Source organism: Mycobacterium sp. 2-64 (genome assembly GCF_035918375.1).
Taxonomy (GTDB): Bacteria; Actinomycetota; Actinomycetes; order Mycobacteriales; family Mycobacteriaceae; genus Mycobacterium; species Mycobacterium intracellulare.
The window spans coordinates 3,617,985-3,642,606 of sequence record NZ_CP142361.1; the positions used below are offsets into that span (position 1 = coordinate 3,617,985).

Here is a 24,622-nt window from a genome sequence, read left to right on the forward strand (position 1 = left end):
CATGGCAGACGGAATGTACCCACAGGCCACCCAGGAGGTCTACAACCGTCGCAAAGAACTCGCCCCGCATACCCACGAGGCCTTCGAGGCGTTTTCCCGCGCGGTGTTCGCCGAGGGCGCCCTGCCGGAGAAGACCAAACAGCTCATTGCCGTCGCGGTGGCACACACCACCGAGTGCCCGTACTGCATTCAGGGCCACACCAAGCTCGCGCACCGCAAAGGCGCCAGCGACGAGGAGATCATGGAGGCCGTCTGGGTGGCCGCCGAAATGCGCGCCGGCGGCGCCTACGCCCACTCCACCCTGGCCCTCACGGCACTCGCCAAATAGTCGCATGCCTCCGATCGCCCGCGACCGCGCCGCAGTCATCGCCAAGGTCGAGACGGTTCCACTGCGCATCCCGCTCAAGGTGGACAGCACACCCGGAGCGTCCCTGTGGGGAGACACGCTGACTGCCGCAGACTCGCTGCTCGTCAAGGTGACGACCCGCGACGGGGTCGAGGGTTGGGGGGAAGCCTTCGGCTTTCGCGCCGTCGATTCGGCCAAACTTGCTGTCGAGCAACTGATCTCACCGCTCTGCATCGGCCAGGACGCTGCGCGGATCGCGCCCCTGATGCTGGCGGCGCAAAAGAAGCTGCACGTTTTCGGGCGCGGCGGCGCGTTGACCTATGGGCTCTCGGCGGTCGACATCGCCCTGTGGGACATCGCCGGTAAGCTCGCCAACGCTTCCGTCTGCCGGCTTCTCGGTGGCGGAGCCGCCACCATGCCGTGTTATGCGAGCCTGGCCTGCTATTCGGACCCATCGCTGGTGCGCGCCGTGGTCCGGCAAGCAATCGACGCCGGCTTCCGCGTGCTCAAGCTGCACGAGGCGGGCATGCCGGCAATCCGCGCGGCCCGTGAAGAAGCCGGCCCCGACGTCGAGCTGATCGTGGACGCCGGATGCCCCTGGACCTTGGCCGAGGCCGGTGCCGCCGCTGGCGAACTCAGGCAGATTCGGCTCAAATTTCTCGAGGAGCCGCTGTGGCCGCCGGAAAACTTCGACGGACTGGCCGAACTGCGAAGAAGAACCGGCATTCCGATCTCGTCCGGCGAGAACGCTTCGACCTTACTGGAATTCGAGCGGATGCTCAGCGCGGGGGCGGTGGACTTTGTGCAGCCGAGCCCGGCCAAGATGGGCGGCATCAGCGAGTTGTGCAAGGTGTTTCCCATCGCGGCCGTCCACAACATTCCCGTGATGACGCACTCCTTCTACGACGGCCCCGGGTTGCTCGCGGCGCTTCATGCGACCGCTGCGCTGGGCAACGTCGACTCCATGATCGAGTGGCGCTGGTTCGAGCTGGAAGCGTCCGTCTACGGCGATGCCCTGAGCCCGAAAGGGGGCCGGATTGCGGTCCCGCAGGGTCCGGGCCTGGGAATGGACCCCGACCCGGACGTCATCAGCGCTTACCGTCGGCAGACGACACCATGACGGCGCTCTGGCCAACACACGACGGAACGGTCTAGAGTTTACACAATTGGACTTGTGTAAATGGCAGGCAACAGAAAGAGGTCGAAGATATGAGCATCGCAGAACGGGCCGCACGGACCACCTGGGAAGGCCCGCTGGCATCCGGCGAAGGCACGCTGTCGCAGGGCAGCAGTGGAGCCCTTGATGGGTTGCCGCTGACCTGGGCCTCGCGCACCGAGCAGCCCGGCGGCAAGACCAGCCCGGAAGAATTGGCCGCGGCGGCGCACTCGTCGTGCTTCTCGATGGCGTTGGCCTTGAAGCTGGGTGAGAACAACACGCCGCCACAGCGGCTCGACGTCACGGCCACCGTGACCTTGGACGCGGTCGATGGCGTGCCGACCATCACCACATCGCAGTTGAAAGTCATCGCAAGCGTTGCGGGGCTGGACGCCGAATCCTTTGCCGCCGTGGTCGATCAGGCCGCCGCCCTGTGCCCGGTATCGCGATTGTTCGCCGGCGCCACGATCAGCGTCGACGCCAAGCTCGACGAGACGTAACCCGCCCGTCCCGCGGGCTGACGCACAGGAGGCACGAATGACCAGCCTGACATTATCCGCCGAGCTGACGCGAGAACACCGCGAAATCGATGATGCGATAGAGGCTTTCATCGAAAAGCTCGACTGTGGCAGCGTGCAGCGCGAACTAATGACCGACACGCTGGAGGCGCTGCGCCGGCACATCTACCTCGAGGAGGTCTTCCTGTTCCCGCCGCTGCGCGAGGCCGGGATCGTGATGCCGATCTTCGTGATGATGCGTGAGCACGGCCAGCTGTGGCACACCATGGGCGAGTTGGCCGAGCTGCTCGCTGACGGGAGCGACAGTCAGCGGCTGAGGGATACGTGCACGCAGCTGTTGGACCAGCTTCACCAGCACAACTCCAAAGAAGAGCCGGTCATTTATCCGAACGCCGACACCGACCTGCCGCCGCACACGAGCGCGGAACTGACCCGGTTCATCGAGACCGGACGCACTCCCGAAGGATGGGTGTGCCAGCAGGCCAGTGCGTGAGGCTTTCATCCCGCTGAAGTACCGAAGAAGATTCTCAATGCGCGTGGTAGTGGACCGTGATCGCTGTGAGGGCAATGCCTTCTGTGTGAACATCGCACCCGATGTGTTCGAGCTCGACGACGACGAGTACGCCGTGGTCAAAACCGACCCCATCCCCGCTGAGCAGGAAGCACTCGCCGAGCAGGCCATCGCCGCGTGCCCTCGCGCGGCGCTATCGCGCGAAGACTAGAAGCCACGAGGTCTGGCCTGACTCGTCGAGCCTGCAGCCTTACGAATTACCCTGACAACCAACGGGATTCAGGCTGCTTCTCAAACATGTCGCCACTCACCCCTTGATCAGCCGTAACCGCCACGCCTCCGGCCCGCGCTGCTCGTAGTAGACCTCAAGCCGCCCCGACGCGCGGTCGTTGAGCTGGTGCAGCAATGGGATCGGGTCGTGGGGCGCCACCAGCACCAGGGCGCCGCCGGGCGGAACGGCATCGAACGCACCGAACACGGTGGCGTGCCGGATCGAGTGCGGCACCTCGCGGACGTCGAGCACGGGATCGTCGACATCGGTCTCGCCGCAACCGCAGTTGTGTGAGTGCTCGTCGCCGTTGGCGGAGGGGGCATAGCCGAGGAGTTCGTTAATGCCCTCGGCCACCTCCATCAGGGAGATATCCGGGTCGGCGGCGACGATCGGCAGGATCCGCTCGTTCTCGTCAACCAAATGTGCGTCGAACAGCACCCGCAGGGCGTGGGCGGAACCGGCCGCGCGCACCGGCGGTTCCGTACGGATGCCGTCGACGAGGGAGCCGATGATGCGGTGCGCCGCGATCATCGATTCGATCAGGGGCCGCGCACGTTGGGTGTGGGTGGCGGCCGAGTACAGCCGCTCCTCTTTGGCGGCGGCAATGGGCAGCAGCTGATCGGCCAGGAATGCCAGGGTCGAGGATCGCGCCGACTCGAAGTCCGCACCGCGCTCGAGCGCCGACACCATCGCATCGGTCAGCACCGCGAGCTGCCCCGCGAGCTGCGCGTTGTGGTTGGTGATGGCTTCGACCGCCGCGGCGTCGGCAGCTGTGGACGCCACGATCACATCGTTGGCTGGCATGTTTTGGTTCCTTTCCGTTGAGCCCGGTCGCTCCGCTGAGCGAATGTGACTCATTGCCCTATGTGCATCGTCCAATAATTTACTACAGTAAATTCCATGAAAAAAGAGCCTATCGTCCTGGGCCCCCGCCCCACGCCGGTGCTGGAGGCGCCGGTGGCGCTGTCCGGGCAGCGGCTACGGGTGCTCGAGTACGTGCGCGCCCACTCCCCCGTCCGGGTCGCGGAGGCCGCCGCGGCGCTTGACCTGCACGCCAACACCGTTCGCGAACATCTCGACGCGGTCGTCGAACTCGGGCTCGTCGAACGCTCCATCGCCAGGACTTCCGGGCGCGGACGTCCGGCCACGTTGTATCGGGCGTCGGCCGCCGACCCCGCGGTGGCGATACGTGACTACGCGGGCTTGGCGACCGCGCTGGCCGGACAGCTCGCTCGCACCAGCGCTCACCCGGAGCGCGACGCGCGCGCCGCCGGCGTCGAGTGGGGCCGCGAACTCATCGACGAGTACAGCCAGACCGGCGGTGATGCGCGGCAGTCCGTGCTCGAGGCGCTGGCCCGCCTCGGCTTCGCGCCGGATGACGACCCAGACGCGCTGAGTGCGCACCGAGGCATCGCGCTGCGCCGCTGTCCTCTGCTGAACGCGGCCCGTCGCTACCCGACCATCGTCTGTCAGGTCCACCTCGGCATCGTCGAGGGAATGCTGGAGCGGCTCGGCGCCGCCGACACACCGGGGCTTGGTCTCATCCCGTTCGCCGAACCCGGCGCCTGCCGGCTGTTCTTACCCGATCCCGTTGTGCGGCATGATGACTGACCGAGCCCTCCCGCCCCGGGCGCTGCTGCTGGTGCCCGGCGGGTTCGCGCTGTTGGCCGGGCTTGACACGGCGCTGATGCTGCTTGGCCTCCCCGCACCGATCGAAACCACCCGGCTGACCGAGGTGCACGGCATCCTGCTGGTGCTCGGGTTCGTCGGCACGGTGATTGCGCTGGAGCGCGCCGTGGCCGCGCAGCACTGGTGGGCCTACCTGAGCCCGCTGTTTCTCGGCGCCGGCGCGGTGTTGCTGGTCACCCGGGTACCCCGCAACCTCGGCGGCGTCCTGTTGCTCGCCGGATCCGCGATGTTGGTCGCGGTGTACGTGCCGCTGTGGCGACGGGCCGCCGATGTGTCGGTTCTGGTCCAGGTCGGCGGTGCCGTTTTGGCGACCGGCGCGGCACTGTTGTGGCTGGGCGGCGTGCCGATCCCCGATCTGTTGCCCTGGCTGTCGGGATTTTTGATCCTCACGATCGTCGGGGAGCGCCTCGAACTCGCCCGCGTCGCCATGCTCGGCACCCGGGCCGAGGCGCTGCTCACGGCGATCGTCGTGGCGATGGTCGCGGCCACCGTCGCCGCGCTGTTGTGGCCGACGTTCGGCTATCCGCTGCTCGGGGCGACGCTGTTGGCGACGGTGGCGTGGCTGGGTCGGTTCGATGTCGCCCGCCGCACCGTGCGCGCGACGGGGCTGCCCCGATACATGGCGGTGTGCCTGCTCGCCGGCTACGGATGGCTGCTGGTACCGGCGTCGACATGGCTGCTGGTCGGCCAAACACCTGCCGGCGCAAGCTATGACGCGGTGGTGCACGCGGTGATGCTGGGCTTTGTGCTGTCGATGATCATGGCGCACGCACCCGTGATCCTGCCGGCCGTGTTGCGCCGCCCACTGCCCTACACCCCCCTGATGTACGGCCCGGCCGCGGTGTTGCATGCGTCGCTGCTGCTGCGACTGGCGGTCGGTGACGCACGCGGCGTCCACTGGGCGCTGCAGGCGGGCGGCGTGCTGAACATCGTCGCCGTCCTCGCATTCGTTGCCGTCGCCCTCAATTCGGCCCTGCGCGCGGCCCGTCGGGTGCCGGCATGAATCGTTCGGGATGGCACCTGCGCGCCGGTGCGGTCGTGTTCGCCTGGCTCGCCGCGCTCGTCGTGGTGGCGGCCGCGCATCGATTCATTCCGCTGTCCGGCTGGCTGTTGGTCCATCTGCTGGCCCTGGGCGCCGCCGGCAACGCGATCCTGATCTGGAGCCGCCATTTCGCTGATGCGCTGCTGCGCCGGCCGCCGGATCCGGCGCGGACGGCGGAAGTGTTGCGTATCACGGCCTTTAACGCCGGTGCCGTCACGGTGGTCGCCGGCATGCTGGGCCGGTGGTGGCCGGTGGTGCTGGCGGGCGGTGTGGTGGTCGCCGTCGCCGCCCTGGCGCACGGCGCGACACTGCTGCAGCAGATGCGCACCGCGCTACCCGCCCGCTTCGGCGTCACCGTGCGCTACTACGTCGCCGCGACGGTGTGTCTGGCCCTCGGCGCGGGATTTGGTGTGGCGATGGCGAATTCGGCGCTCCCCGGCCGCGTCCACGAGCGATTCGTCATCGCGCATGCGGCGGTGAATTTGTTCGGCTGGGTGGGGCTCACGGTGCTGGGCACGCTGGTCACGCTGTGGCCGACGATGCTGCGCACCCGGATGGCCACCGGGGTCGAGGTGGCCGCTCGCCACGGCCTGCCGGCCCTGCTGACCGCGCTGGCCGTGACCGTCGGCGGTGCGGTGGTGGGATCACCGCCGATCACCGGACTGGGCGCCCTCGGGTATCTCGGTGCCGCCGGGATCGTGCTGCGGCCGCACCTCGACGAGATCCGCCGCAAGCGCCCCAACGACTTTGCAACCCTCTCGGTATTGGCGGGTGTGGCCTGGCTGATCGGGTCGCTGGCCTTCGCCGCCGTCGCACTGGCCATCGCGCCGAGCTGGCCGGCGGCGGTCGCGGCAGCCGCTGAACTCACCGCGCCGGTGCTGGCCGGCTTCCTGGTGCAGGTGCTGCTCGGTTCGCTGACCTATCTGGCGCCGGTCGTGATGGGTGGGCGCGCGTCGACGCTGGCCGCCGGCGCAGAGCTCGAGCGCGGGGCGCCGTGGCGGCTCACCGTCGCCAACGCCGGGCTGCTGCTCTGTGTTCTTCCGGCTCCCAGCCTGGTGCGGGTCGCGGCTTCGATTCTGGTGCTGGTGTCCTACGCGGCCTTCCTGCCGCTGCTGGTTCGGGCGGCGTGGCGGGCGCACCGGGACCGCGACAAGCCCACGACCCCGGGCCAGCCGGAGGGGGTGCCCCCGCGCCGGCGCCGCGGCGTCGCCGCCGCCGGACTCGGGGTTGTCGTGCTGTCGACCGCGGCCGGCGTGGCGGCCGACCCGGCGTCGTCGCTCGGTATCGGCACCTCACCCCGGGTGGCCGTGGCCGCCACCGGACACACCACCACAGCGTCGCTCCGAATCGAGGGGATGCGCTTCGTGCCGGACACGGTCGAGGTTCCCGCCGGTGACCGGCTGCAGATCACTCTTGCCAATACCGGCACCGACCAACACGATCTGGTGCTGTCCAACGGCACTCGCACCGGACGGATCTCACCGGGCGAGTCGACCGTCCTGGATGCCGGGGTGATCGGCTCCAACCTCGACGGCTGGTGCGCCGTGGCCGGACACCGACAGATGGGTATGGTCTTTTCGGTCCGGGTGACCGGTGCGCCGATGCCCACAACGCATTCGGTGCATCCCGGTCACCACGGGCCGGCCCCCGGCGCGACGATCCCTCCCGGCGACATCGCCCGCAGCCTCGGTGCCGACCGCGGGCCGGGCTTCACCCCGCGTGACGCCACGCTGCCCCCGGCAACGGTCGAGCATCGCCTGACGCTGCCGGTGACCGAGATCCAACGGGAGGTGTCACCCGGGATCACCCAGCGGCTCTGGACATTCGGTGGCACCGCCCCCGGACCCACGTTGCGCGGCAAGATCGGTGACGTCTTCGAAATCACCCTCGTCAACGACGGCAGCACCGGGCATTCGATCGACTTCCACGCCGGGGCGCTGGCCCCCGACCGACCGATGCGCACCATCCAACCCGGCCAGCGCCTGGTGTATCGGTTCACCGCCACGCGGGCGGGAATCTGGCTGTATCACTGCTCGACGATGCCGATGTCACTGCACATCGCCAACGGCATGTTCGGGGCGGTGATCATCGACCCGCCGGACCTGCCGCGCGTGGATCGCGAATACCTGATCGAGCAGTCGGAGATGTACCTCGGCCGGCCCGGAGGCGAGGCCGACGCCGACAAGGTCGCCAAGGACACGCCCGACCTGGTGGTGTTCAACGGCTACGCCCGCCAATACGACCACGCGCCGCTGACCGCTCGGGTGGGCGAGCGCGTTCGCATCTGGGTGCTCGCCGCGGGACCGAACCGGGGCACGTCCTTCCACGTCGTCGGGGGGCAGTTCGACACCGTGTGGTCCGAGGGCGACTACCGGCTGGGCGGTAAGGGAGGCCCGGGCGCGGGCGGCGCGCAGACGCTCGGATTGTTCGCGGCCCAAGGCGGATTCGTCGAATTGACCTTCGGCGAGCCGGGTCGATACCCGTTCGTGTCACATGCGATGGTCGACGCCGAACGCGGCGCCCACGGCATCATCGAGGTGGCCGGGCGGTGATCGGGCGACCGCTAAACGTGTTTGGCGACGGTGAGCAGGACGACGGAGTCTTCGACGGCCTGTAGCCCGTGGCGGGTCGGTGGGATCACCAGGTGATCGCCCGGGGCCCCGTCCCAGCTGGTCTCCGGTGACGTCAGGCGGACGCGTCCGTGCAATACCTGCAACGTGGCTTCGCCGGGGCTGTCGTGGTCGGACAGCGCCGATCCGGCGGTCAGGGCGACCATGGTTTGCCGCAATGTGTGTTGATGACCGCCGTACACCGTATGCGCGCTGCGGCCGCTGGCCGCTCGGTGCGCGGCCGCCAGCTGCTCGCGCGCGAGAGCTGTGGGCGAGATCTTGTCCATCGGTCAGGCTCCTTTCTCGTCGCACAGCATGGCACACGGCGACGGCGCACCGGCGGCGACCAACCAGTCATCGTGGGGTCCTGTCAGCTGTTGGCGACGAGCGTCAGCCCTCGGCGACCATGTATTCGTTTGCGCTGCTTACTGATCGCCACCAGGTGGGCCACCGCCAGCTCGATTCCGCGGCCCAGTGCGTCGATGTCGGCCACCGCCTCGTAGTCGGCGAGGACGCCGAAGAACAGGTCCTCGGCATAGCTCAGCATGGCCACTCCGGTTCGCAATTGCATCGCAATCGGCGGGACCGGGAACACGCTGAGCACCCGTTGCCCCATGAGCTGCAACGGCTGACGGGGCCCCGGAACATTCGTTGCCAGGGTGGTGACGCCACGCTGCGGCAGCTGGGTCAATAACCGGACCGCCCACGCGGTCAGGGGAAATGGAATGCGATTGGCCAACGACACGAAGGCGTGGCCCGCCTGGCGCTGACCGTGAGACTTCGTGCGGTCCAAGCGGGAGTGGACTGTCCGCAGCCGCTCGATCGGGTGCTCCTCGTCGACCGGTAGGTACGGCAGCATCACCGACACCCGGTTATCGGTTTTGTCCAACGCGTCGACGGACCGCATGGACACCGGCACCAGCGCGCGAAGCGCATCCGGTAGCGGTGCCTCGCCTCGCTGAACGAGGATGTTGCGGTAGCTCTCCGTGATCGCGGCCAGCGCAACGTCATTGATGGTGACATCGAAGGTCTGGCATACCTGCGCTATGTCGGCGAGTGGCACGCGCGCGACGCCGTACCGGCGCAACGTGGTGATCGGCCCGTTCAGAGACGTCGTCGTAGGGCGCAGCAAGCCCACGGCGATTTCCGCGGCGCCCAACGCTGTGCGGGCAGCGGTCGCCGTGATGGCCGTCGACGCATTCCACAGGCCACCCAGCATGTTAAATGGATTGAGTCCCGGTCTGCTGCGTGAAACCCCTTGCGCTTCAGGTTCTTTAATGGCACGGATATGACTTGCGTAGCTCTCGCCGATGCCGTCATCGCACAGGCCGGCAAGCATGTGGGTGGCGGCAATTCCGTCGGCCATGCAGTGGTGGATCTTGGTGAGCATCGCCCACCGGTTGTCACTGAGGCCTTCGATGATCCAGATTTCCCACAGCGGGCGATCGCGGTCCAGGCGCCGGGAGATCACGTCGGCGGCAAGCTGGAAGAGCTCTCGGTCGCCGCCGGGCCGCGGGAGGGCGACGTGCCGGACGTGACGACCGAGATCAAAGTTTGGATCGTCCACCCATTCGGGCGCACCGAGGTCGAACGGGCGCGTGCGCAGGCGCTGCCCGAATCGGGGGCACGCGCGGATCCGCAGCGCGAGGGTCGTCATCAACTCGTCCCGGTCCGGGATCGGGCCCTCGATCACGGCCAGACCGCCGATTGCCAAACTCACGTGCCGGTCGGCGTCTTCCGCCTTGAGAAAACCGGCATCAAGAGTGGTCAATTGGTCCACGGCCGCCACCTCCCAACTTTATATGCAACTGTTCGTAACACCATTATCCGTTGCGCGGGACCGTCGACAGCAGGGCCAAAAGTCCCAAGTCCGGGCGCTCATGCACCCAGATGGGCGGCGGCACCGGCGTTATCCCCCACTCAAAGGCGTGTCGGCGCCGCCGATAACCCCCGGTGTCGTGAGTTTCAGCGAGTGTTGCCGTCCTGGTGGACATCCGACCCAAGCGCCTTTCGTGCTTGCAGGTGTGCCTATTTAGAGGATATTATTCACTTATATAGACTTTGCGCAAGCAGGGCTCGGTCATCGGAGATCGGAGGCAGTCGTGTTGGATACGGTGAAAACGAAGGCCTTTGCCGAGAACGCCCGGCCCTTTCCCGATGCGCAGGTCGTCGACGCCGTCCTCACGCTGGCAACCCGGGCACCCTCGATCGACAACACGCAGCCGTGGCGGTGGCGGGTGGATCGCACCAGCCTGCACCTCTACACCGATCCGGGCATGCGGTTACCGAGTACCGACCCGGACGGCCGCGACATGATCCTGAGTTGCGGTGCAGCACTTCATCATTGCGTTGTCGCTCTGGCGGCGATGGGCTGGTGCGCCGACGTGCGCCGCCTCCCCGATCCGGCCGACCCCAGCCAGCTCGCCGCCATCGAGGTGTCCCCATCCACACCCGATCGCAACGACCTCCTCCTGGCGGCGGCAATCCCGCAGCGGCGAACCGATCGGCGGAACTACAGCGCACGCCCGGTCGCGGCGCGCGATATCGCCGCGATGGCTGCCGTGGCCGCTCGAATGGGAGTGACGCTGCGCGTCGTCGACGCCCGGGAAAGGCTGCACGAGATCGTCAAGCGAGCCGCGCTGTCCCACGCGACCGACCGAGATTACCTTGTCGAACTCGCCAAGTGGAGCGGCCGATACGGGTCGCGGGCCGGCGTGCCTGCCCGCAACATCCCCGAACACGATTGCGGCGCACCGATCCCCGGCCGCATCTTCGCCGGACCGGGCCTGGCGCAGCCGCCGGGCACCTCACCCGCCGAGGACAATGCCATCATCCTGGTGCTCGGCAGCGAGGCCGATGACCGTCTGGCTCAACTCCGCGCCGGTGAGGCCACCAGCGCGCTGCTGTTGACGGCGACGGCGATGGGGCTGGCGTCTTGTCCGATCACCGAGCCCCTGGAAATCCCGGAAACGCGCGACGCCGTCCGCGACGACGTGTGGGGTGCGCAGGGCTATCCGCAGATGCTGCTTCGGGTGGGATGGGCCGCGGACAGCGCGGCCGCCTTGCCGCCCACGCCGCGGCGCGCGCTCTCCGACGTCGTGCAGTGGTCAGACGTCGTGCAGTGGTCAGACGTGCAAGCGACGTGCACTGCGCGTTAGGAACGGGAAACCAACGTAGGCATGGCCGCCCAGCCGCGGACCGCGGCGGTCTCCGAGGGCACCGCGTTGGCCCAGTCGACCTCCCACGCCGGGAAACGCTTGAGGATCTCCTCCAACGCGATCCGACCCTCCAGGCGGGCCAGCGCGTTGCCCATGCAGAAATGCGTGCCCGCGCCAAAGGTCATGTGAGAACGCTGTTCCCGGTAGATGTCGAAGACGTCACCGTCCGGCGGGAACCGGCGGTGGTCGCGGTTGGCCGCGCCGACGAGCATCAGCATCGCCGAACCCTCCGGCACGGTCTGGCCGTAGTACTCGACATCGCGGGTGACGTAGCGGGCGATCTGGAGCGCCGGCGGTTCCCACCGCAGAATCTCCTCGATCGCCTGAGGAATCAGTCCCGGGTTCTCCACCAGATCACGGCGCTGATCCGGGTAGTCGGCCAGCGTCTTACCGGCCCAGCCGATCAGCCGGGTGGTGGTCTCGGAACCGGCCGTGGCGATAACCGTCAGGTACATCAACAGCTCGTCACGGCGCAGCTTGCGCACCGTGCCGGTCTCATCCTCGAACTCGGCGTTGAGAAGGTCGGTCATGATGTCGTCGGACGGGTGTTCGGCGCGCCAGTCGACGAACTCCGCGAACACCTCGCCGGTGGCCAGCGCGTCGACGGTCTTCCCCTGCAGGGTCTCCTCGCCGTGGTCGGTGATCTGCCGCTGCCGGTCTTCCGGGAGCCCCAGCAGCATGCCGATGACGCGCATGGGCATCTGCTCGCCGAGGTCGTTGACGAAGTCGAACCGACCCGACCCGACCAGCGGATCCAGGCACCGCGCGGTGAACTCGCGGATCTGCGGCTCGAGTGCGAGCACCTTGCGCGGAGTGAACACCCGCGACAGCAGGTTGCGGTGAATGTTGTGGATCGGCGGATCCTCGAAAATCAGTGTGCCCGGCGGTATTTCCATGCCCGACTTGATGATCTCGAGCAGGGCTCCGCGCCCGGAGATGAACGTCTCGTGGTTGATGACCGCCTTGTTGACGTCGTCGTAGCGGCTCAGCGCGTAGAAGTCGTGCTGTTCGTTGTAGTACAGGGGCGCCTCTTCCCGAATCCGGGCGAACACCGGATAGGGGTTCATGTTGAGGTCGATGTTGTAGGGGTCGTAGTACAGGTCGGATTCGGTGGGGGCGGTGGGCACGGTCATCAGAACTCCGTCGGGGCTGCAGGGCTGTTCAGCTGAATGGGACCGACGCCGTCGGCGCCGGGCTGCACGATTTCGATGTCGAATGTCGCGGTGTAAGCGAAGTGCTCATGACTTCGCCGACGTCGTTGTGGCTCCCTGCGGCGATCTCGGCAGGCATGACTTGCTCAGCGGTCATCAGTTTCCCGTCGGCCCGTTGCGACAACGCAGTTACACTAGCACAGGCAAATGTAACGCCAGCCGTGCTCACTCACCCCCCGCTGGGCAGTAGGTGGGGCGGCTCATCTCGCGTCCCGTCGACCGGGTGAGGCGCGTCAGACCACGCGGCCGCCCGCACATTGGCGACAGGAATGCTGTTGAAGCAGCGCGATTTTCTACCGCTGGGTGCCTCACGCCATCCTCTTGCTCCAGGATTGATCCCAACGATCGATCGACGCCACCTCATCAAGCGGTTTGCGCCGCACCGCGTGGTGCCCGCCCTTGGGCCAGCCCACCGTGAGCAGAGTCGCGATGAGCCAGTCGTCAGGGATTGCGACCATGGACCGCAGCTGATCCTCGCAGGACCCGTGCCACAGGGTGATCGCCGCGCCCAGGCCTTGCGCCCGCGCCGCCAGCAGGAAGTTCTGGACGGCGGGAAAGATCGACCCTCCCTGCTGTAGTTCGGTGGTTCCCCGCTGCGGCTGGACACAGAACAGCACCAGCACGGGCGCCGCGCCTCCGACGCTCATGTGCTCAGCCATCGCGCGCAGCACGCGCGACTTGGGGTCGTCAGCCTCGTCCTCGGGCATTGAAAGCCGATAGAACTCGGTCATGACGTCCCATGTCTTGTGAGCCGCCGCCGTGACCACGTCGCGCAGAGGGCTCGATCTCAGCACCACAAACTTCCACGGCTGCTGGTTGCCGCCGGACGGAGCCCAACTCGCCGCACGCAGACAAGCGTCGATGGCCTCGTCGGAGACGGGTTCGTCGCGATAGCGCCGTACCGCCGACGCGGTCCGCATGACCTCCCATAGATCCACCGATGCGGGCGGGACCGGTTGTTCGCTCACAGCTTCGCCTTTGCGGGCAGCACGCCCCGCCAGGTTCCACCGCGCACGGGACCGGTGACCAACGGCAGATCGAGGGTGGACAGCAAACCAACTGGTGCGGCCATCACCGCGGGGATGGCATTGAGTTCGCGCATAACCGTCGCGTAGGTCAGGCCGCGCATGTTGTCCCCGCGGCCGTGCATCTCGATGTTGACGGTGTAGGTGGGCAGGCCGTCCACGATGACCCGGTAGCCACCGAGCGGTGATGGATGCCGCGGCCAATCCGGCGCGGCACCGTCGCCCATTCGGGTGATGTGTTCCAGCACAACGCGTTCCTCTCCACCGGCCATTCCGGCGAGCTTGAATCGCATTCCTCCCATGGTTCCCGGTTCGATCCACCCCGACGCCACTTCGTAACGCTCTGTCGCCAACCATTTCTCGATCGTCGTCTCGACGCGATCGAGTGGCAGGCCAACACCATCCGCGACCAGATGCACGGTGGGTCCCCACAACGCGGCGAGGCGGTCGGGGTCGAAGAGCGGCGCCGGATGATCGGGGGTATGCCCGAACCCCATGAAGTCGAACATGATGTCGGGTTGACGGATCGGGCCGTAATCGAGCATCTCGAGCATGGTGATGCCGTCGACACGGCTGCTGAAGCCCGTCATCGTCAGCGCGATCACATCGTTGGCCCAGCCCGGATCGACACCGCTGTTGAAAAAGCTGGTCCCGCCCTCCGCGCAGGCCGCCTCGAGCAGTTCGACGGTTTCCTGGTCGGCAGCGGGCGGATAACACATGGGCACCAACGAGGTACACACCACGTGCTTGCCAGCGCGCAGGCAGCGGGCGATGTCCACCGCCGCGTCGTGGTAGCGATAGTCACCCGACGCGAAGTAGGCCACCACGTCGGCGTCCACCGATAGTGCGGCACCGATGTCCCGCGTGGCGATGACGCCGGTCGCGGGCATCCCGCACAGGTCGCCGGCGTCCTTGCCGTCCTTGGCTTCCGCGTGCACCACGACGCCGGCCAGCTCCAGGCCGGGATGGGCGATGAGGGCACGCAACGCGCCGATGCCGACCTGACCAGGACCCCACAGGATCACTCGTGGCTTACCTCGACCGTCCGCCATCGGCACCCCTTCCGGTCGTCGCCCGCCGACCTGTGAGAACATATCTTCTCATATAGAGATAACACCATTACCGGATGCGGGACGAAGGGTCGAACGGTGAGCGATTACGAATTCTTGAAGTGGGAGACCTTCGACGACGGCATGATCGTTCGGATCTCGCTGAACCGCCCCGACCAGCGCAACGCCCAAAACCGCGGCATGCTGGTCGAACTCGACGAGGCGTTTGCCCGCGCCGAATCCGATGACAACGTCCGCGTCGTCGTCTTGGCCGGCGAGGGCCCGATGTTTTCGTCGGGCCACGATATCGGCTCCAAGCAGGCGCGTGCCGAGTTCGGCCCCGGGCCCGGCCAGCACCCCACCGTGACCATCAACGGCGGTACGCGCGATGGAGCGGAGCGGACCATGCTGCAGGAATGGCACTATTTCTTTCAAAACAACCTGCGCTGGCGCAACCTACGAAAGATCACCATCGCCCAGGTGCACGGCGACGTGTTCTCGGCGGGACTCATGCTGATCTGGGCCTGTGACCTCATCGTGGGCAGCGAAGAGGTGCGCTTCGCCGATGTGGTAGGCACGCGGCTGGGCATGTGCGGCATGGAATACTTCGGCCATCCCTGGGAATTCGGACCGCGGCGCACGAAGGAGCTCATGCTCACCGGTGACGCGATCGGGATCGAAGAGGCCTACCGGCTCGGCATGGTGAGCAAGATCTTCCGGCGCGACGAACTGGCCGAACGCACTCTCGAGTTGGCGCGACGCATCGCGGAGGTGCCCACGATGGCGGCCCTGCTCATCAAAGAGTCGGTAAACCAATCAGTCGACAACATGGGTTTTTACAACGCGCTGCAGTCGTGTTTCGCGTTGCACCAATTGAATCACTCGCACTGGGCCCAGATCCGGGAGGACAAGCTCCCCACCGCCGGCGAGGCGCAAGGGGTGCCGAACTGGCGGAGCGCTCCCCCGGTTGTCTTGGCCGTGAAAGATCAGGTCCGGTCCAGCGTCTAACGTTGTGCCGGTGACCAATAACTCGCCCGCGGCGCCACGCCCTATGGACGTCACCGTTCCGGGACATCTTTTCGCCCAGCTGCCGTTCTACGACGTCGTCGACACCGATGACTCGGTCGTCGTTGACCTGCACAACCGAGGAGACCTGAGGAACATTCGCGGCGCGCTGCAGGGTGGGCTGGTAGCCACTCTCATCGATGTCGCCGCAGGGCGCCTTGCGGTCAAATATGCCGGCGACGGCGACGGCGCGGGAACCGCGGACATGTCCATCCATTTCCTGGCACCGATCGTCGATGGCCCCGCGCGTGCGGTCGCCACGTTGGTGCGCGCGGGAAAACGGATGATCGTTGTTGCCGTCGACGTCTTCGACGTTGGCCGCGACCGACTCGCGGCGCGTGCGACGCTGAGCTTCGCGATCCTTGCGCGTCGCGATTCTGTTCACTCCGCGGCGGCGCCATAGCGCGCATCGGCCACCCGGTCCAATGCGACCGCGGGTTCGCCGAAAACCATTGCCCATCCCCGAACCCGGCGATAGTAAAGCTGGATGTCGCCCTCCATGCCGAACCCGTATCCGCCCTGAATGTGCAGGCTGCGCCGAGTGGCGTCGCGCGCCGTCTCATAGGCGAATGCGAACGCCATCGCAGCCAGTTCGCGAACGCAATCCGGCTCGTCGGCGAATGCGCACGCGGCCTTGAGCCCGAGCAGCCGCGCCCCATCGGCGGCGGTGGCGCTGTCGGCCAGCGGGTGAGACACCGCCTGGAACGAGCCGATCGCGGTTCCGAACGCATGACGTTGCTGGGCGTAGTCGACGCCGATCTCCACGGCCCTCTTGGCCGCGCCCGCCAAAGCCGCGGCGGTCAGCGCGAGCCACAGGTCAAGGGCGCCATCGAATAGGCCGCGCGCCTGCGGCCCGTCCGCAAGGACGACGGGACCATCGTCAATCATGATGTCCGCCAGCGGCATTGACCCAAGGTTTTCCACTATGGTGCGGTTCTCGCCGATCGGCACCACCAGCAGCCGCCCCTGGGTCAGGGCGATGACGTGGTCTGCCACCGCCCCGCCGGGCACCAACCCCAACCGACCACCGCGACCGGTGCGGGGCGCGAACGTGACCAGCTGCTCACCGGCGAGGACCTCATTCAAAAGCCCGGTACCGGCCTCGCCGGACGCCGCCAGCAGCCGCGCGGCAACCTGCGCTTCGATGACGGGAGCGGACGCGACCGCGCGTCCGAACTGTTCGGCAATCAACGCGAGTTCCAGTTCGGGCGCGCCCCATCCGCCGGCCGCCTCGTCGACCGCCATCTCCACCGCCCCCGTCTCCAGCAGGGCCTTCCACAGCTTGAGGTCGAAGCCCAACGGCTCGGCCGCCCGGACTCGTTCGGATGTCGACTCGCGCGCAAACAGCGCGGCGAACGAATCCACCAACTGTCTCTGTTCGCCCGTCAGGCTCAGGTCCACGTTATCGCCCCGTCACGTGCGGATATGGTTACTCTCAAAATTGAGATTAACATTGCCATGCGTACCGTCCTGGGCCGCGTGCCACGACAGATTGGCGTGCATACATGCACTTTCAGCTCGATACGGAGACCGAGACCTACCGCGACGGACTCCGTGCCCACTTGCACGACGTGTTGACCCCCGAATTCGAGGAACGCATCTACCGCAGCGGGGTCGCACACGACGACGAGTTCGCCAAAAGTCTCGTCGACAAGGGCTATTTCGCTCCGGCCTGGCCCGTCGAGTTCGGCGGACAGAGCCGCAACGCATGGGACGATCAGGTCGTCAAAGAGGAACTGATGCGGTATGACGCGCCGGTGTACCTCTCCGAGACAACCAGGATGGTTGCGGCGATCATCCGTGAGATCGGCACCCCCTTCTTGAAGGACCGCATCCTCACCGGAGCCATCAACGGCGACATCACCATTGCGCTCGGCTTCACCGAACCCGAATGCGGGTCGGACGTCGCGGCGGCCGCCACCCGCGCCGTGCGCGACGGCGACGGGTGGGTGATCAACGGCTCCAAGATGTTCACCACCAACGGTCACCTCGCCGACTTCGTGTTCCTGCTTGCGCGCACGAACCCGGACAAGCCGAAACACAAAGGCCTGACGATGTTCCTGGTGCCGGGCGACTCTGATGGCTTTGCGGCACAAGCCGTATGGACGCTTTCCGGGGAACGCACCAACATCACCTTCTACAGCGACGTCCGGATCGGCGACGAGTGGCGCATCGGCGAAGTCGATGGCGGCTGGCAGGTGCTCAGCCTGTCGCTGCAAGACGAGCACGCGTCCGGATGGGGGCCCCACCTGATCCGGCTGCTGCACCATGCCGAGCATTGGGCAACCACCAGCGCGTCCGGCGACGGCTCACTGCCGATCGCCAATACCGACGTCCGGCGCCGGCTCGCCCGCGTCGCGATGGAGGCCGAGGTGTCGATGCTGCTGCAGCGCCGGTGCGTGTGGATGGTCGAGCAGGGCGACATACCGGTGGCCGAGGGGTCAATGTCCAAGGTGTTCAGCACCGAGGCGCTCGAGCGTGCCAGCCAGGACGTGTTCGAACTCGTCGGCCCGGACGGTCTACGCAGCTACCTCGAGCCGACCGCTCCCGAACGCGGGCGGTTTGACCACTCGCTGCGATTCTCGTTGGGCACGACGATCTATGCGGGCACCAGCGAGATCCAGCGCAGCATCATCGCCCAGCGCGGGCTCGGCCTACCCCGTTAGTTTCTTCGGCCGTCCGGCCCGTCCGCCGGCTGCGGCACGCGGCGCCTTGCGCGCCGGCTTGGCTTTGACGTCCGACGCGGGCGGCGTGACGGCCTGTTTGCACCACGCCCACAACTGGTCCTCCGTCAGCTTGGAACCCTTGCCGCCCAGATGAAAAACGCCGATTTGAGCGAGCGCCGTCAGCGTGGTGTTCAGCAACGTGGTCAGCTGCGCGGGGGTCAGATCCGTGCGTACCAATCCGGCCCGAGCACACGACGTGAGGATCTTCGTCAGCAGCTTCAGGTGCGGCTCCCAGACCTTTGCGAAGTCGTCCGGCCGCTCGATCTCCAGGCTCAGGTTGTAGATCGTCATGACCCGGCCCCCGACGGCTTCCGACGACTCCGCGCGGGACAGAACGCCCCGGCAGAAAGCCTCGAGTTGCTCCATCGGACCGTCGGCGGCCGCGACATCGTGGCGAATGTCCTCGGTGAACTGACTCGTGACGTTCTCATAGAGCGCCAACATCAGTTCTTCTTTACCCGCGAAGTGTTGGTAGAACGCTCGCAGGCTGAGATTCGACCTGTCGATGAGGGTCTGGATCGTGAAATCGGCCTTGCCCGACTCCTCTACCAATTCCAGCGCGGTGGCCAGGAACCGCGAACTGCGCGCGAGTGCACGCGCTCTGGCAGAACTCAGACGCCGCTCGATCGTGCGTTGCTGCCACGAGCCGTGCAGCTCGACGTTGTTGTCGACCAATTCCAAGCCGGTTTCGGTTTCGGGACCGGCGGGCTTCTTCGTAGGCATAATGCGGAAAGACTACCCGCCCGACGCGGAAAATGTGCGATCTACCTACACGTGCATGTTGATTCTCACTGCAGGTAAGTGATTACTGCCGGCATCGGCCCCGAAGGTTCGACGGCGGCCCGCACTGGGGCGGTTCTCCCAGAGCCGGTACGCCTCCGAGGAGCCTTGGTCCGACGGCAGTCCAGAGGTGCCCCGGCGCGCCGGGCCGCCTGATGCGGTACCGTGGAAACGGTCATTCTCATTTCTGAATCCGTGTGCCACTCACTGAAGCCATGGGCCGTTTTCGAAGGAGTGCAGCGTTGAGCGCAGACATCCTCATCGTCTCGCCGGACGACCATCTGGTGGAGCCGGCCGATTTGTGGACCAGCCGGCTGCCCGAGCGCTATCGCGACATCGGCCCGCGGATCGTTCGCACGCGCGGGCGCATGGATCCATCCGTCACGTCCGATGTGGCTTTCGTCGAGGACGACGAGGGCCGCGACGCGGACATCTGGCACTACGAGGACGCGGTTATCCCGATCCCGCTCATCAGCGCGGCCGCCGGCTATGAAATCGACGAACTCACCACCGACCCGATCACCTATGACGAGATGCGCCCCGGCTGCTACCGTCCCGCGGATCGGCTCGCGGACATGGACATTGCCGGCATCGAAGCCTCGGCCTGCTTTCCCAACACCCTCGTACGCTTTTGCGGCCAACGCTTCCTGTACGGCAAGGACAAGGAGCTCGCCAGGCTCTGTGTCGAGGCCTACAACGACTTCCAGATCGACGAGTGGGGTGGCAGCTCGAACGGTCGGCTGATCCCGCTCGGCATCATCCCGCTCTGGGACGTCGAGCTCGCCGCGAAAGAGGTCGAAAGGGTGGCCGCCCGGGGGATGCGCGCGGTGTGCTTCTCCGAGCTGCCCTCTCGCCTGGACCTGCCGTCCATTCACAGCGGCTATTGGGACCCGTTCTTCGCCGCGTGCGAGCGAAACCAGGTGGGGATCATGCTCCACATCGGATCGAGTTCTTCGCTGACCAAGTCCTCTCCGGACTCCCCGCATGTCGTGACGAGCGCACTGATGGCCGTCAACTGCACCATCGCCATGGTCGACTGGCTGTTCTCCGGCAAGCTCATGCAGTTCCCCGGCCTCAAGCTCGCGTTCGCCGAGGCGCAAGCGGGCTGGATCCCCTACTACCTGCAGCGTGTCGACGAGGTCTGGGAGGACCGGCGCGCGTGGGGCGGCATACACCCCCTCTTGACCGAACCGCCGAGCAGCCAGGTGCCCGGACGAGTGTGGTTCTCCACCTTCGGCGATCCGGTCGCGTTCCGCATCCTGGATCTGGTCGGGCCGGACCAACTCATGTTCGAGACCGATTACCCGCACAACGACACGAACTGGCCGCGGAGTCTCGAGGTCGCAAACAAGGCGACGGAGGGCCTGGACGAGGAGACCAAGCGAAAGGTGCTGTCCACCAACGCAAAGAACTTCTTCGGGATGGTGTAACGCAGCCGGTCGAGCCCTACAGCGCCTTCCACTGCGGCTGGCGCTTCTCGAGGAAGGCGCGCGGCCCCTCGATGGCATCCTTCGTCAGCGCCACCTTCATCCGGTAATTCTCGGCGAGCAGTTCCGCCTCGTATATGGGCATCGTCAGACCTTTGCGCACGGCCATACGTGAACCACGCACCGCCAGCGGTGCATTCGAATTCACGATGTCGGCGATCTCCCAGGCGCGCGCCATGAGCTCATCGTGCGGGACCACTTCGGTGAAGACGCCCAAGTCATAAGCGCGCTGCGCGTTGAGCTTTTCGTGTTTGCCCATCAGGATCAGCCGCATCGCCACGGGCAGCGGGAGCACACGGGCGAGCCTGACCCCTTCGCGCCCGGATGTCACGCCGATGCTGACATGCGGGTCCATCAACGTCGCGCGCTCGGACGCGATGGTGATGTCCGCCGTGGTCACCAGGTCCATTCCCGCCCCACAGGCGATGCCGTTCACCGCGCAGATGATCGGCTTGGTCATCTGCAGCCACGGCGGTGTCGCCTCCTGCGGGGCGTCCCACTGCCGCATCGAGCTGAGGATGGGTTCGCCCTGGTTGTCGATGCCTGCCGCGTTCTCCATGTCGTGGTCGGCGGCCTTGTTGACGTCGGCTCCGACGCACAACGCACGGCCGGCACCCGTGATGATCACGGTCCAGATATCTTGCGAGCGTTCGATTTCCGCATAAGCCACGGCCAGTTCGGCGATCATCTCGTCGTTGATCGCGTTGAGCACCTCAGGACGGTTGAGGGTCACGCAGGCGGCATGGCCCCTGACCTCGACCTCGATCGTGTCGTAGTGTGTCGCCAAGTCACGGTCCTTCTCTCACACTCGTTGGGGGGTAGTCGTTTCACTCCGCCGCCGCGGGGACGCGCGCGGTCGGGTGAACACCAAGGATGTCGTGGAATCGTTCGCAATAGCGAGGCCAGACTTGCGGGTTTAACAAGCGAGGCGGCATGCGGCCTTCGAAGATCGTCTGCCACTGAGTCGCGGTGGCGACGGCGATGTCCCGCGCGGCCTCCACCGTGATGCCCGCTGTGTGCGGCGTCGCAACGACGTTGTCGAGTTGCAGCAGCGGGTTGTCCTGCCGGGGCGGCTCCTCGTGGAACACATCGAGGCCCGCGCCGGCGATTCCGCCGCTGACGAGCGCGTCGAGCAGCGCCGCCTCGTCATGGACAGGCCCGCGCGCCGTGGTGATGAAGAAGGCGGTCGGCTTCATCGCGGCGAATTGCGTTCTGCCGATGAGTCCGCGCGTCTCGCTCGTCAGAGGGCACGTAACCTGCACGAAGTCCGAACGTTCGACGAGCTCGGCGAGCGTCACTTGCTGCACACCGCGAGACCGCGCGGTCGTCTCGTCGAGGTATGGATCGAAGACCAGCACCTCCATGCCGAACGGCGCACACAACTCGACGAGGCGGCCCCCGATGGCACCGAGCCCGACGACACCGAGCGTCTTGCCGAACAGCTGAGTTCCCCGCAGGGCCAGCCGATCGCGAAGCGGACCGCTCCGTAGCGCGCGGTCGGAGACGGTGATCTTCTTGGCGAGGTCGAGCATGAATCCCAGGGCGTGCTCGGCCACCGCCTCCGCTCCCGGCCCAGAGTTGTTACACACCGCTATCCCCGCGCGGGTGCAGGCATCGACATCGATGACGTCATATCCGGCTCCTGCCGAGCAGACGGCCAGCAGGCACGGGCAGCGCGCGATCAATGCCTCACCGGCCAGCCACTGTGCGCCGTCGGCCACGGAGGCAACATCGGTTCGCGTGGCGACTTGGTAGCCGTGCGCGGACTCCAATGCCGCCCAGCCTGATTCGGCGGGTGCGGTCAGATCGAGTTTGACGATGTCGATGCCGGACAGTTCCAGGACGTCCGCCGCGGCGGGGTCAGTCCACCGCTCGACGACCAACCGCGGTCGTAGCGCGCCGGTCATCTTTGTCGTGCGCCTTTCATGGCCGTGCCTTGGGTTTGGCCTGTGCCGCCTTGAACATGTCGGCCAGCGCCGTGTCGACGTTGCGGTAGTCGTTGCGCGCGATCGCGCCGTCGCGCCCGGGCACCACGTCGTACCCGAGCCGCAGATCCTTGTTTTCCATGTGGAAGTACTCGCGACCGATCGGCAGCCGACGATCTTCGCGCGGGACCTCCATCCAGGCGCGCAGGAAGCAGCGGGCCTTCTTGGGGTCGTCGCTGCTGACAAAGTCCGACCGGGAGTGGCACATCGCGAAGTTGTTCGCCACGGCCGCTTCCCCGGACTCCAAACGGAATTCGACCTGTTGGTCGACGAGTATGTTGCGCAGCAGTTCGATGGCCTCCTCTTGCTTCGGGGTGAATTCACGCCCGAGCGTCTTCATGGCCGGCAGGATGCTGCTGTAGGTGAAGTTGATGCAGATTCGCCCGTTGATCTGGGAGAAGACCGGGACGTTGTAGGGCGTGACATCGGGCTGGTCATCGGGTTGTTCGCTGCGTCGGTGGTGCGGAAAGCCCTCGTAGAGCACGTCGAGCAGGTCGGGGCGTTCGGCCAGGATCCGATTGTGCGCGGCCGGGCCGCTGGCGAACTGGCTTTCGCCGCCTTGGGCCGCCGGGTAGACGCACAGCAGCGACAGGATGTCGGCGGCGTCGTTGTGCATCGCGAGTTCGGCACGAGACTTCGTGCCGCGAGCGGGCTGCACGCCGCCCGGCAGGATCTCTTCCTGAACGCGCACCATGCGGTGACCAAAGGAGTTGTTCGACACCAGATAGCCGAGGTGCGTGCAGAACGCCCAGTAGATGCGCTCGAGGTCCTCAATCGAATGCTGCTCGACCGGGAAGCCGCGCACGCAGGCCAGACCCTTGCCGAACATCAGATCGTGGTAGAGTCGCGCCAGATCGTCGTCGAGGTCGGGGTGCCGAGCATCCTGTGGCGTGATGTCATCGCGGTCCTTGTTCGCCGTCTTGGCCAGGATCGATTCCAGCGCAGCCACATTGCGGGCGGACAGGTCGAAGGCGAAGTCTTCCTTGCTCGTGAAGTCCGCGCCGGTCCACGCCATTGGGTCGGTGACGCGTTCGGTGTAGATGGCTGTCGGCATCCGGTCCTCCTGGTGTGTGGGCGTCGCTTTCGGTTGTCGATGTCAGTCGTCGCGGTGGCTCTGCAGTCCGCGAAGCGCTTGCGCACGGGCTGAGGCCGCCTCGGTCATCATCCCGACATCGGTCCCCGCCGAGATGAATCGCAATCCCAATCCCACGAATCGATTCAGCAGGTCAACCGACTTTATTCCGGCGATACCGAGCGCCACGCCGTGACTACGACAAGCCGCCGCGACCGATTCTACTGCACTGTGGAAATGCTCATTCTCATACTGTCCATGGATGCCCATTTCGGCGGTCAGATCGCTCGGTCCGATGAGAATCATGTCGACACCGTCGACGGCCGCGATGGAGTCGGCTGCCTCGACGGCTTCCGGGGTCTCGATCATCACGGCCACGACCGTGCGCCGTTCGAGCAGCTCCACCAATTGGGGCGCTGTTCGCGGTGCGTATCCGCTGACCGCGTTGGGACCCGAAATGGACCGGTTGCCGATCGGTGGAAATCGTGCGGCCTGCACGACTCCTTCGACCTCTTGTTTCGAATTTATATGTGGCACAATAACTCCCACCGCGCCGGCGTCCAGGACGCGGGCGATGACACTGGGATCGTTAGACGGCACCCGCACCAGGCCGGAGATCCCCGCGCCGAGCGCGCTCGCGCACAGCATCTGCGCGGTATCCAGGGACGTCGATGTGTGTTCGAGATCGACGTATACCGCGTCGTATCCACACGCCGCAGCGATCGCCGGAACGTCGGGCGTGCGCGCGTGGAGCAGCGCGAGGCACAACACCAGCGTCTCTGCCCGCAAGGCGTCCCGCAGCGCCGTCGTCATAGGCTCACGGTAGCCGACCGAGAATAACGTTTCCACAATATTGTCAACG

Annotated in this window: 25 protein-coding genes; 13 read left to right on the top strand and 12 right to left on the bottom strand. The window is 66.4% G+C overall.

Features of this window, described 5'->3' with window-relative positions; all coding sequences use genetic code 11:
• The first annotated feature begins 1 nt into the window (after nt 1).
• The 5 genes from QGN31_RS16875 to QGN31_RS16895 all read left to right on the top strand — a co-directional run bounded on the left by QGN31_RS16875 (nt 2) and on the right by QGN31_RS16895 (nt 2,742).
• Nucleotides 2-328: a carboxymuconolactone decarboxylase family protein gene (locus QGN31_RS16875; RefSeq protein WP_041785533.1), complete on the top strand. Its 327-nt coding sequence runs from the start codon at nt 2-4 to the stop codon at nt 326-328.
• A gap of 4 nt (nt 329-332) precedes the next feature.
• On the top strand, nt 333-1,466 hold the full coding sequence (locus QGN31_RS16880; RefSeq protein ID WP_014384348.1) for a mandelate racemase/muconate lactonizing enzyme family protein: 1,134 nt from the start codon (nt 333-335) through the stop codon (nt 1,464-1,466).
• A gap of 89 nt (nt 1,467-1,555) precedes the next feature.
• A complete protein-coding gene (locus QGN31_RS16885; protein WP_014384347.1) occupies nt 1,556-2,002 on the top strand; it encodes an OsmC family peroxiredoxin in 447 nt (148 codons plus the stop codon).
• Nucleotides 2,003-2,039: 37 nt separating this feature from the next.
• A complete protein-coding gene (locus QGN31_RS16890; RefSeq protein WP_014384346.1) occupies nt 2,040-2,513 on the top strand; it encodes a hemerythrin domain-containing protein in 474 nt (157 codons plus the stop codon).
• Nucleotides 2,514-2,550: 37 nt separating this feature from the next.
• Nucleotides 2,551-2,742 carry a ferredoxin gene (locus QGN31_RS16895; RefSeq protein WP_041784900.1) on the top strand — a complete coding sequence of 64 codons (192 nt, stop codon included), beginning with the start codon at nt 2,551-2,553 and terminating at the stop codon, nt 2,740-2,742.
• Nucleotides 2,743-2,838: 96 nt separating this feature from the next.
• Here QGN31_RS16895 and QGN31_RS16900 read toward each other — a convergent pair whose 3' ends face one another.
• A complete protein-coding gene (locus QGN31_RS16900; RefSeq protein ID WP_014384344.1) occupies nt 2,839-3,606 on the bottom strand; it encodes a DUF2249 domain-containing protein in 768 nt (255 codons plus the stop codon).
• Between the two features lie 96 nt (nt 3,607-3,702).
• On the opposite strand from QGN31_RS16900, the gene QGN31_RS16905 reads away from it, so the two are divergent.
• From QGN31_RS16905 to QGN31_RS16915, 3 genes are read left to right on the top strand one after another with little or no spacing between them, the layout of a single operon-like run.
• Complete coding sequence (locus QGN31_RS16905; RefSeq protein ID WP_041784898.1) at nt 3,703-4,413, top strand: helix-turn-helix transcriptional regulator; 711 nt, start codon at nt 3,703-3,705, stop codon at nt 4,411-4,413.
• Nucleotides 4,403-5,494, top strand: coding sequence for a hypothetical protein (locus tag QGN31_RS16910; protein ID WP_014941667.1), 1,092 nt, complete (start codon nt 4,403-4,405; stop codon nt 5,492-5,494). The genes QGN31_RS16905 and QGN31_RS16910 overlap by 11 nt, the downstream gene beginning before the upstream one ends.
• A complete protein-coding gene (locus QGN31_RS16915) occupies nt 5,491-8,085 on the top strand; it encodes a multicopper oxidase domain-containing protein (RefSeq protein WP_014384341.1) in 2,595 nt (864 codons plus the stop codon). Before QGN31_RS16910 ends, QGN31_RS16915 begins: the two co-directional genes overlap by 4 nt.
• A gap of 11 nt (nt 8,086-8,096) precedes the next feature.
• On the opposite strand, the gene QGN31_RS16920 is transcribed toward QGN31_RS16915, so the two are convergent.
• The gene (locus QGN31_RS16920) at nt 8,097-8,429 is read right to left on the bottom strand and encodes a cupin domain-containing protein (RefSeq protein WP_014941666.1); all 333 of its coding nucleotides are present in this window, start codon (nt 8,427-8,429) and stop codon (nt 8,097-8,099) included.
• 83 nt (nt 8,430-8,512) lie between these two features.
• Nucleotides 8,513-9,922, bottom strand: coding sequence for a WS/DGAT/MGAT family O-acyltransferase (locus QGN31_RS16925; RefSeq protein WP_041785530.1), 1,410 nt, complete (start codon nt 9,920-9,922; stop codon nt 8,513-8,515).
• A 322-nt stretch (nt 9,923-10,244) separates the two neighbouring features.
• On the opposite strand from QGN31_RS16925, the gene QGN31_RS16930 reads away from it, so the two are divergent.
• Complete coding sequence (locus QGN31_RS16930; protein ID WP_043954702.1) at nt 10,245-11,300, top strand: Acg family FMN-binding oxidoreductase; 1,056 nt, start codon at nt 10,245-10,247, stop codon at nt 11,298-11,300.
• Here the strand turns inward: QGN31_RS16930 and QGN31_RS16935 are convergent.
• The 3 genes from QGN31_RS16935 to QGN31_RS16945 all read right to left on the bottom strand — a co-directional run bounded on the left by QGN31_RS16935 (nt 11,297) and on the right by QGN31_RS16945 (nt 14,621).
• Nucleotides 11,297-12,493, bottom strand: a complete 1,197-nt coding sequence (locus QGN31_RS16935; protein ID WP_014941664.1) for a cytochrome P450 — start codon at nt 12,491-12,493, stop codon at nt 11,297-11,299. The genes QGN31_RS16930 and QGN31_RS16935 overlap by 4 nt on opposite strands.
• A 386-nt stretch (nt 12,494-12,879) precedes the next feature.
• Nucleotides 12,880-13,491: a nitroreductase family protein gene (locus tag QGN31_RS16940; protein ID WP_014941663.1), complete on the bottom strand. Its 612-nt coding sequence runs from the start codon at nt 13,489-13,491 to the stop codon at nt 12,880-12,882.
• 44 nt (nt 13,492-13,535) lie between these two features.
• Complete coding sequence (locus QGN31_RS16945) at nt 13,536-14,621, bottom strand: NAD(P)H-dependent amine dehydrogenase family protein (protein WP_014941662.1); 1,086 nt, start codon at nt 14,619-14,621, stop codon at nt 13,536-13,538.
• A gap of 123 nt (nt 14,622-14,744) precedes the next feature.
• Here QGN31_RS16945 and QGN31_RS16950 point away from each other — a divergent pair, with 123 nt between their 5' ends.
• Entirely contained in the window at nt 14,745-15,653 is a 909-nt protein-coding gene (locus tag QGN31_RS16950; protein ID WP_009956460.1) for an enoyl-CoA hydratase, read from the top strand.
• Nucleotides 15,654-15,696: 43 nt separating this feature from the next.
• Nucleotides 15,697-16,113, top strand: coding sequence for a PaaI family thioesterase (locus tag QGN31_RS16955; protein WP_009956461.1), 417 nt, complete (start codon nt 15,697-15,699; stop codon nt 16,111-16,113).
• Here QGN31_RS16955 and QGN31_RS16960 read toward each other — a convergent pair.
• A complete protein-coding gene (locus tag QGN31_RS16960; RefSeq protein ID WP_009956462.1) occupies nt 16,092-17,111 on the bottom strand; it encodes an acyl-CoA dehydrogenase in 1,020 nt (339 codons plus the stop codon). The genes QGN31_RS16955 and QGN31_RS16960 overlap by 22 nt on opposite strands.
• 104 nt (nt 17,112-17,215) lie before the next feature.
• Between QGN31_RS16960 and QGN31_RS16965 the strand changes: the two genes are divergently transcribed.
• Entirely contained in the window at nt 17,216-18,376 is a 1,161-nt protein-coding gene (locus QGN31_RS16965; protein WP_009956463.1) for an acyl-CoA dehydrogenase family protein, read from the top strand.
• Here QGN31_RS16965 and QGN31_RS16970 read toward each other — a convergent pair.
• Nucleotides 18,365-19,159 (bottom strand): TetR/AcrR family transcriptional regulator, encoded by a 795-nt coding sequence (locus tag QGN31_RS16970; protein ID WP_009976174.1) that lies wholly within the window; start codon nt 19,157-19,159, stop codon nt 18,365-18,367. The two genes, QGN31_RS16965 and QGN31_RS16970, sit on opposite strands and share 12 nt — an antisense overlap.
• 299 nt (nt 19,160-19,458) lie before the next feature.
• On the opposite strand from QGN31_RS16970, the gene QGN31_RS16975 reads away from it, so the two are divergent.
• Nucleotides 19,459-20,646, top strand: a complete 1,188-nt coding sequence (locus QGN31_RS16975; RefSeq protein WP_009956467.1) for an amidohydrolase family protein — start codon at nt 19,459-19,461, stop codon at nt 20,644-20,646.
• 16 nt (nt 20,647-20,662) lie between these two features.
• On the opposite strand, the gene QGN31_RS16980 is transcribed toward QGN31_RS16975, so the two are convergent.
• Genes QGN31_RS16980 through QGN31_RS16995 form a run of 4 tightly spaced genes read right to left on the bottom strand, consistent with a single transcriptional unit; the run spans nt 20,663 to nt 24,573 of the window.
• Complete coding sequence (locus QGN31_RS16980) at nt 20,663-21,490, bottom strand: enoyl-CoA hydratase/isomerase family protein (protein ID WP_009956468.1); 828 nt, start codon at nt 21,488-21,490, stop codon at nt 20,663-20,665.
• A 40-nt stretch (nt 21,491-21,530) separates the two neighbouring features.
• Nucleotides 21,531-22,610 (bottom strand): hydroxyacid dehydrogenase, encoded by a 1,080-nt coding sequence (locus tag QGN31_RS16985; RefSeq protein WP_009976171.1) that lies wholly within the window; start codon nt 22,608-22,610, stop codon nt 21,531-21,533.
• A gap of 16 nt (nt 22,611-22,626) precedes the next feature.
• Nucleotides 22,627-23,742: a TauD/TfdA family dioxygenase gene (locus tag QGN31_RS16990; RefSeq protein WP_014941661.1), complete on the bottom strand. Its 1,116-nt coding sequence runs from the start codon at nt 23,740-23,742 to the stop codon at nt 22,627-22,629.
• Nucleotides 23,743-23,784: 42 nt separating this feature from the next.
• Nucleotides 23,785-24,573 carry an HpcH/HpaI aldolase family protein gene (locus QGN31_RS16995; RefSeq protein WP_179960064.1) on the bottom strand — a complete coding sequence of 263 codons (789 nt, stop codon included), beginning with the start codon at nt 24,571-24,573 and terminating at the stop codon, nt 23,785-23,787.
• Nucleotides 24,574-24,622 lie beyond the last annotated feature (49 nt).

Bases quoted from the DNA above. Each gene is read 5' to 3' on its own strand.
- QGN31_RS16990 (WP_014941661.1), bottom strand. From the start codon at position 23,742: ATGCCGACAGCCATCTACACCGAACGCGTCACCGACCCAATGGCGTGG.
- QGN31_RS16900 (WP_014384344.1), bottom strand. From the start codon at position 3,606: ATGCCAGCCAACGATGTGATCGTGGCGTCCACAGCTGCCGACGCCGCG.
- QGN31_RS16970 (WP_009976174.1), bottom strand. From the start codon at position 19,159: ATGCCTACGAAGAAGCCCGCCGGTCCCGAAACCGAAACCGGCTTGGAA.
- QGN31_RS16940 (WP_014941663.1), bottom strand. From the start codon at position 13,491: ATGCGGACCGCGTCGGCGGTACGGCGCTATCGCGACGAACCCGTCTCC.
- QGN31_RS16890 (WP_014384346.1), top strand. From the start codon at position 2,040: ATGACCAGCCTGACATTATCCGCCGAGCTGACGCGAGAACACCGCGAA.
- QGN31_RS16920 (WP_014941666.1), bottom strand. From the start codon at position 8,429: ATGGACAAGATCTCGCCCACAGCTCTCGCGCGCGAGCAGCTGGCGGCC.
- QGN31_RS16895 (WP_041784900.1), top strand. From the start codon at position 2,551: ATGCGCGTGGTAGTGGACCGTGATCGCTGTGAGGGCAATGCCTTCTGT.
- QGN31_RS16915 (WP_014384341.1), top strand. From the start codon at position 5,491: ATGAATCGTTCGGGATGGCACCTGCGCGCCGGTGCGGTCGTGTTCGCC.
- QGN31_RS16955 (WP_009956461.1), top strand. From the start codon at position 15,697: ATGGACGTCACCGTTCCGGGACATCTTTTCGCCCAGCTGCCGTTCTAC.
- QGN31_RS16995 (WP_179960064.1), bottom strand. From the start codon at position 24,573: ATGACGACGGCGCTGCGGGACGCCTTGCGGGCAGAGACGCTGGTGTTG.
- QGN31_RS16935 (WP_014941664.1), bottom strand. From the start codon at position 12,493: ATGACCGTGCCCACCGCCCCCACCGAATCCGACCTGTACTACGACCCC.
- QGN31_RS16875 (WP_041785533.1), top strand. From the start codon at position 2: ATGGCAGACGGAATGTACCCACAGGCCACCCAGGAGGTCTACAACCGT.
- QGN31_RS16905 (WP_041784898.1), top strand. From the start codon at position 3,703: ATGAAAAAAGAGCCTATCGTCCTGGGCCCCCGCCCCACGCCGGTGCTG.
- QGN31_RS16880 (WP_014384348.1), top strand. From the start codon at position 333: ATGCCTCCGATCGCCCGCGACCGCGCCGCAGTCATCGCCAAGGTCGAG.
- QGN31_RS16985 (WP_009976171.1), bottom strand. From the start codon at position 22,610: ATGACCGGCGCGCTACGACCGCGGTTGGTCGTCGAGCGGTGGACTGAC.
- QGN31_RS16910 (WP_014941667.1), top strand. From the start codon at position 4,403: ATGATGACTGACCGAGCCCTCCCGCCCCGGGCGCTGCTGCTGGTGCCC.
- QGN31_RS16965 (WP_009956463.1), top strand. From the start codon at position 17,216: ATGCACTTTCAGCTCGATACGGAGACCGAGACCTACCGCGACGGACTC.
- QGN31_RS16885 (WP_014384347.1), top strand. From the start codon at position 1,556: ATGAGCATCGCAGAACGGGCCGCACGGACCACCTGGGAAGGCCCGCTG.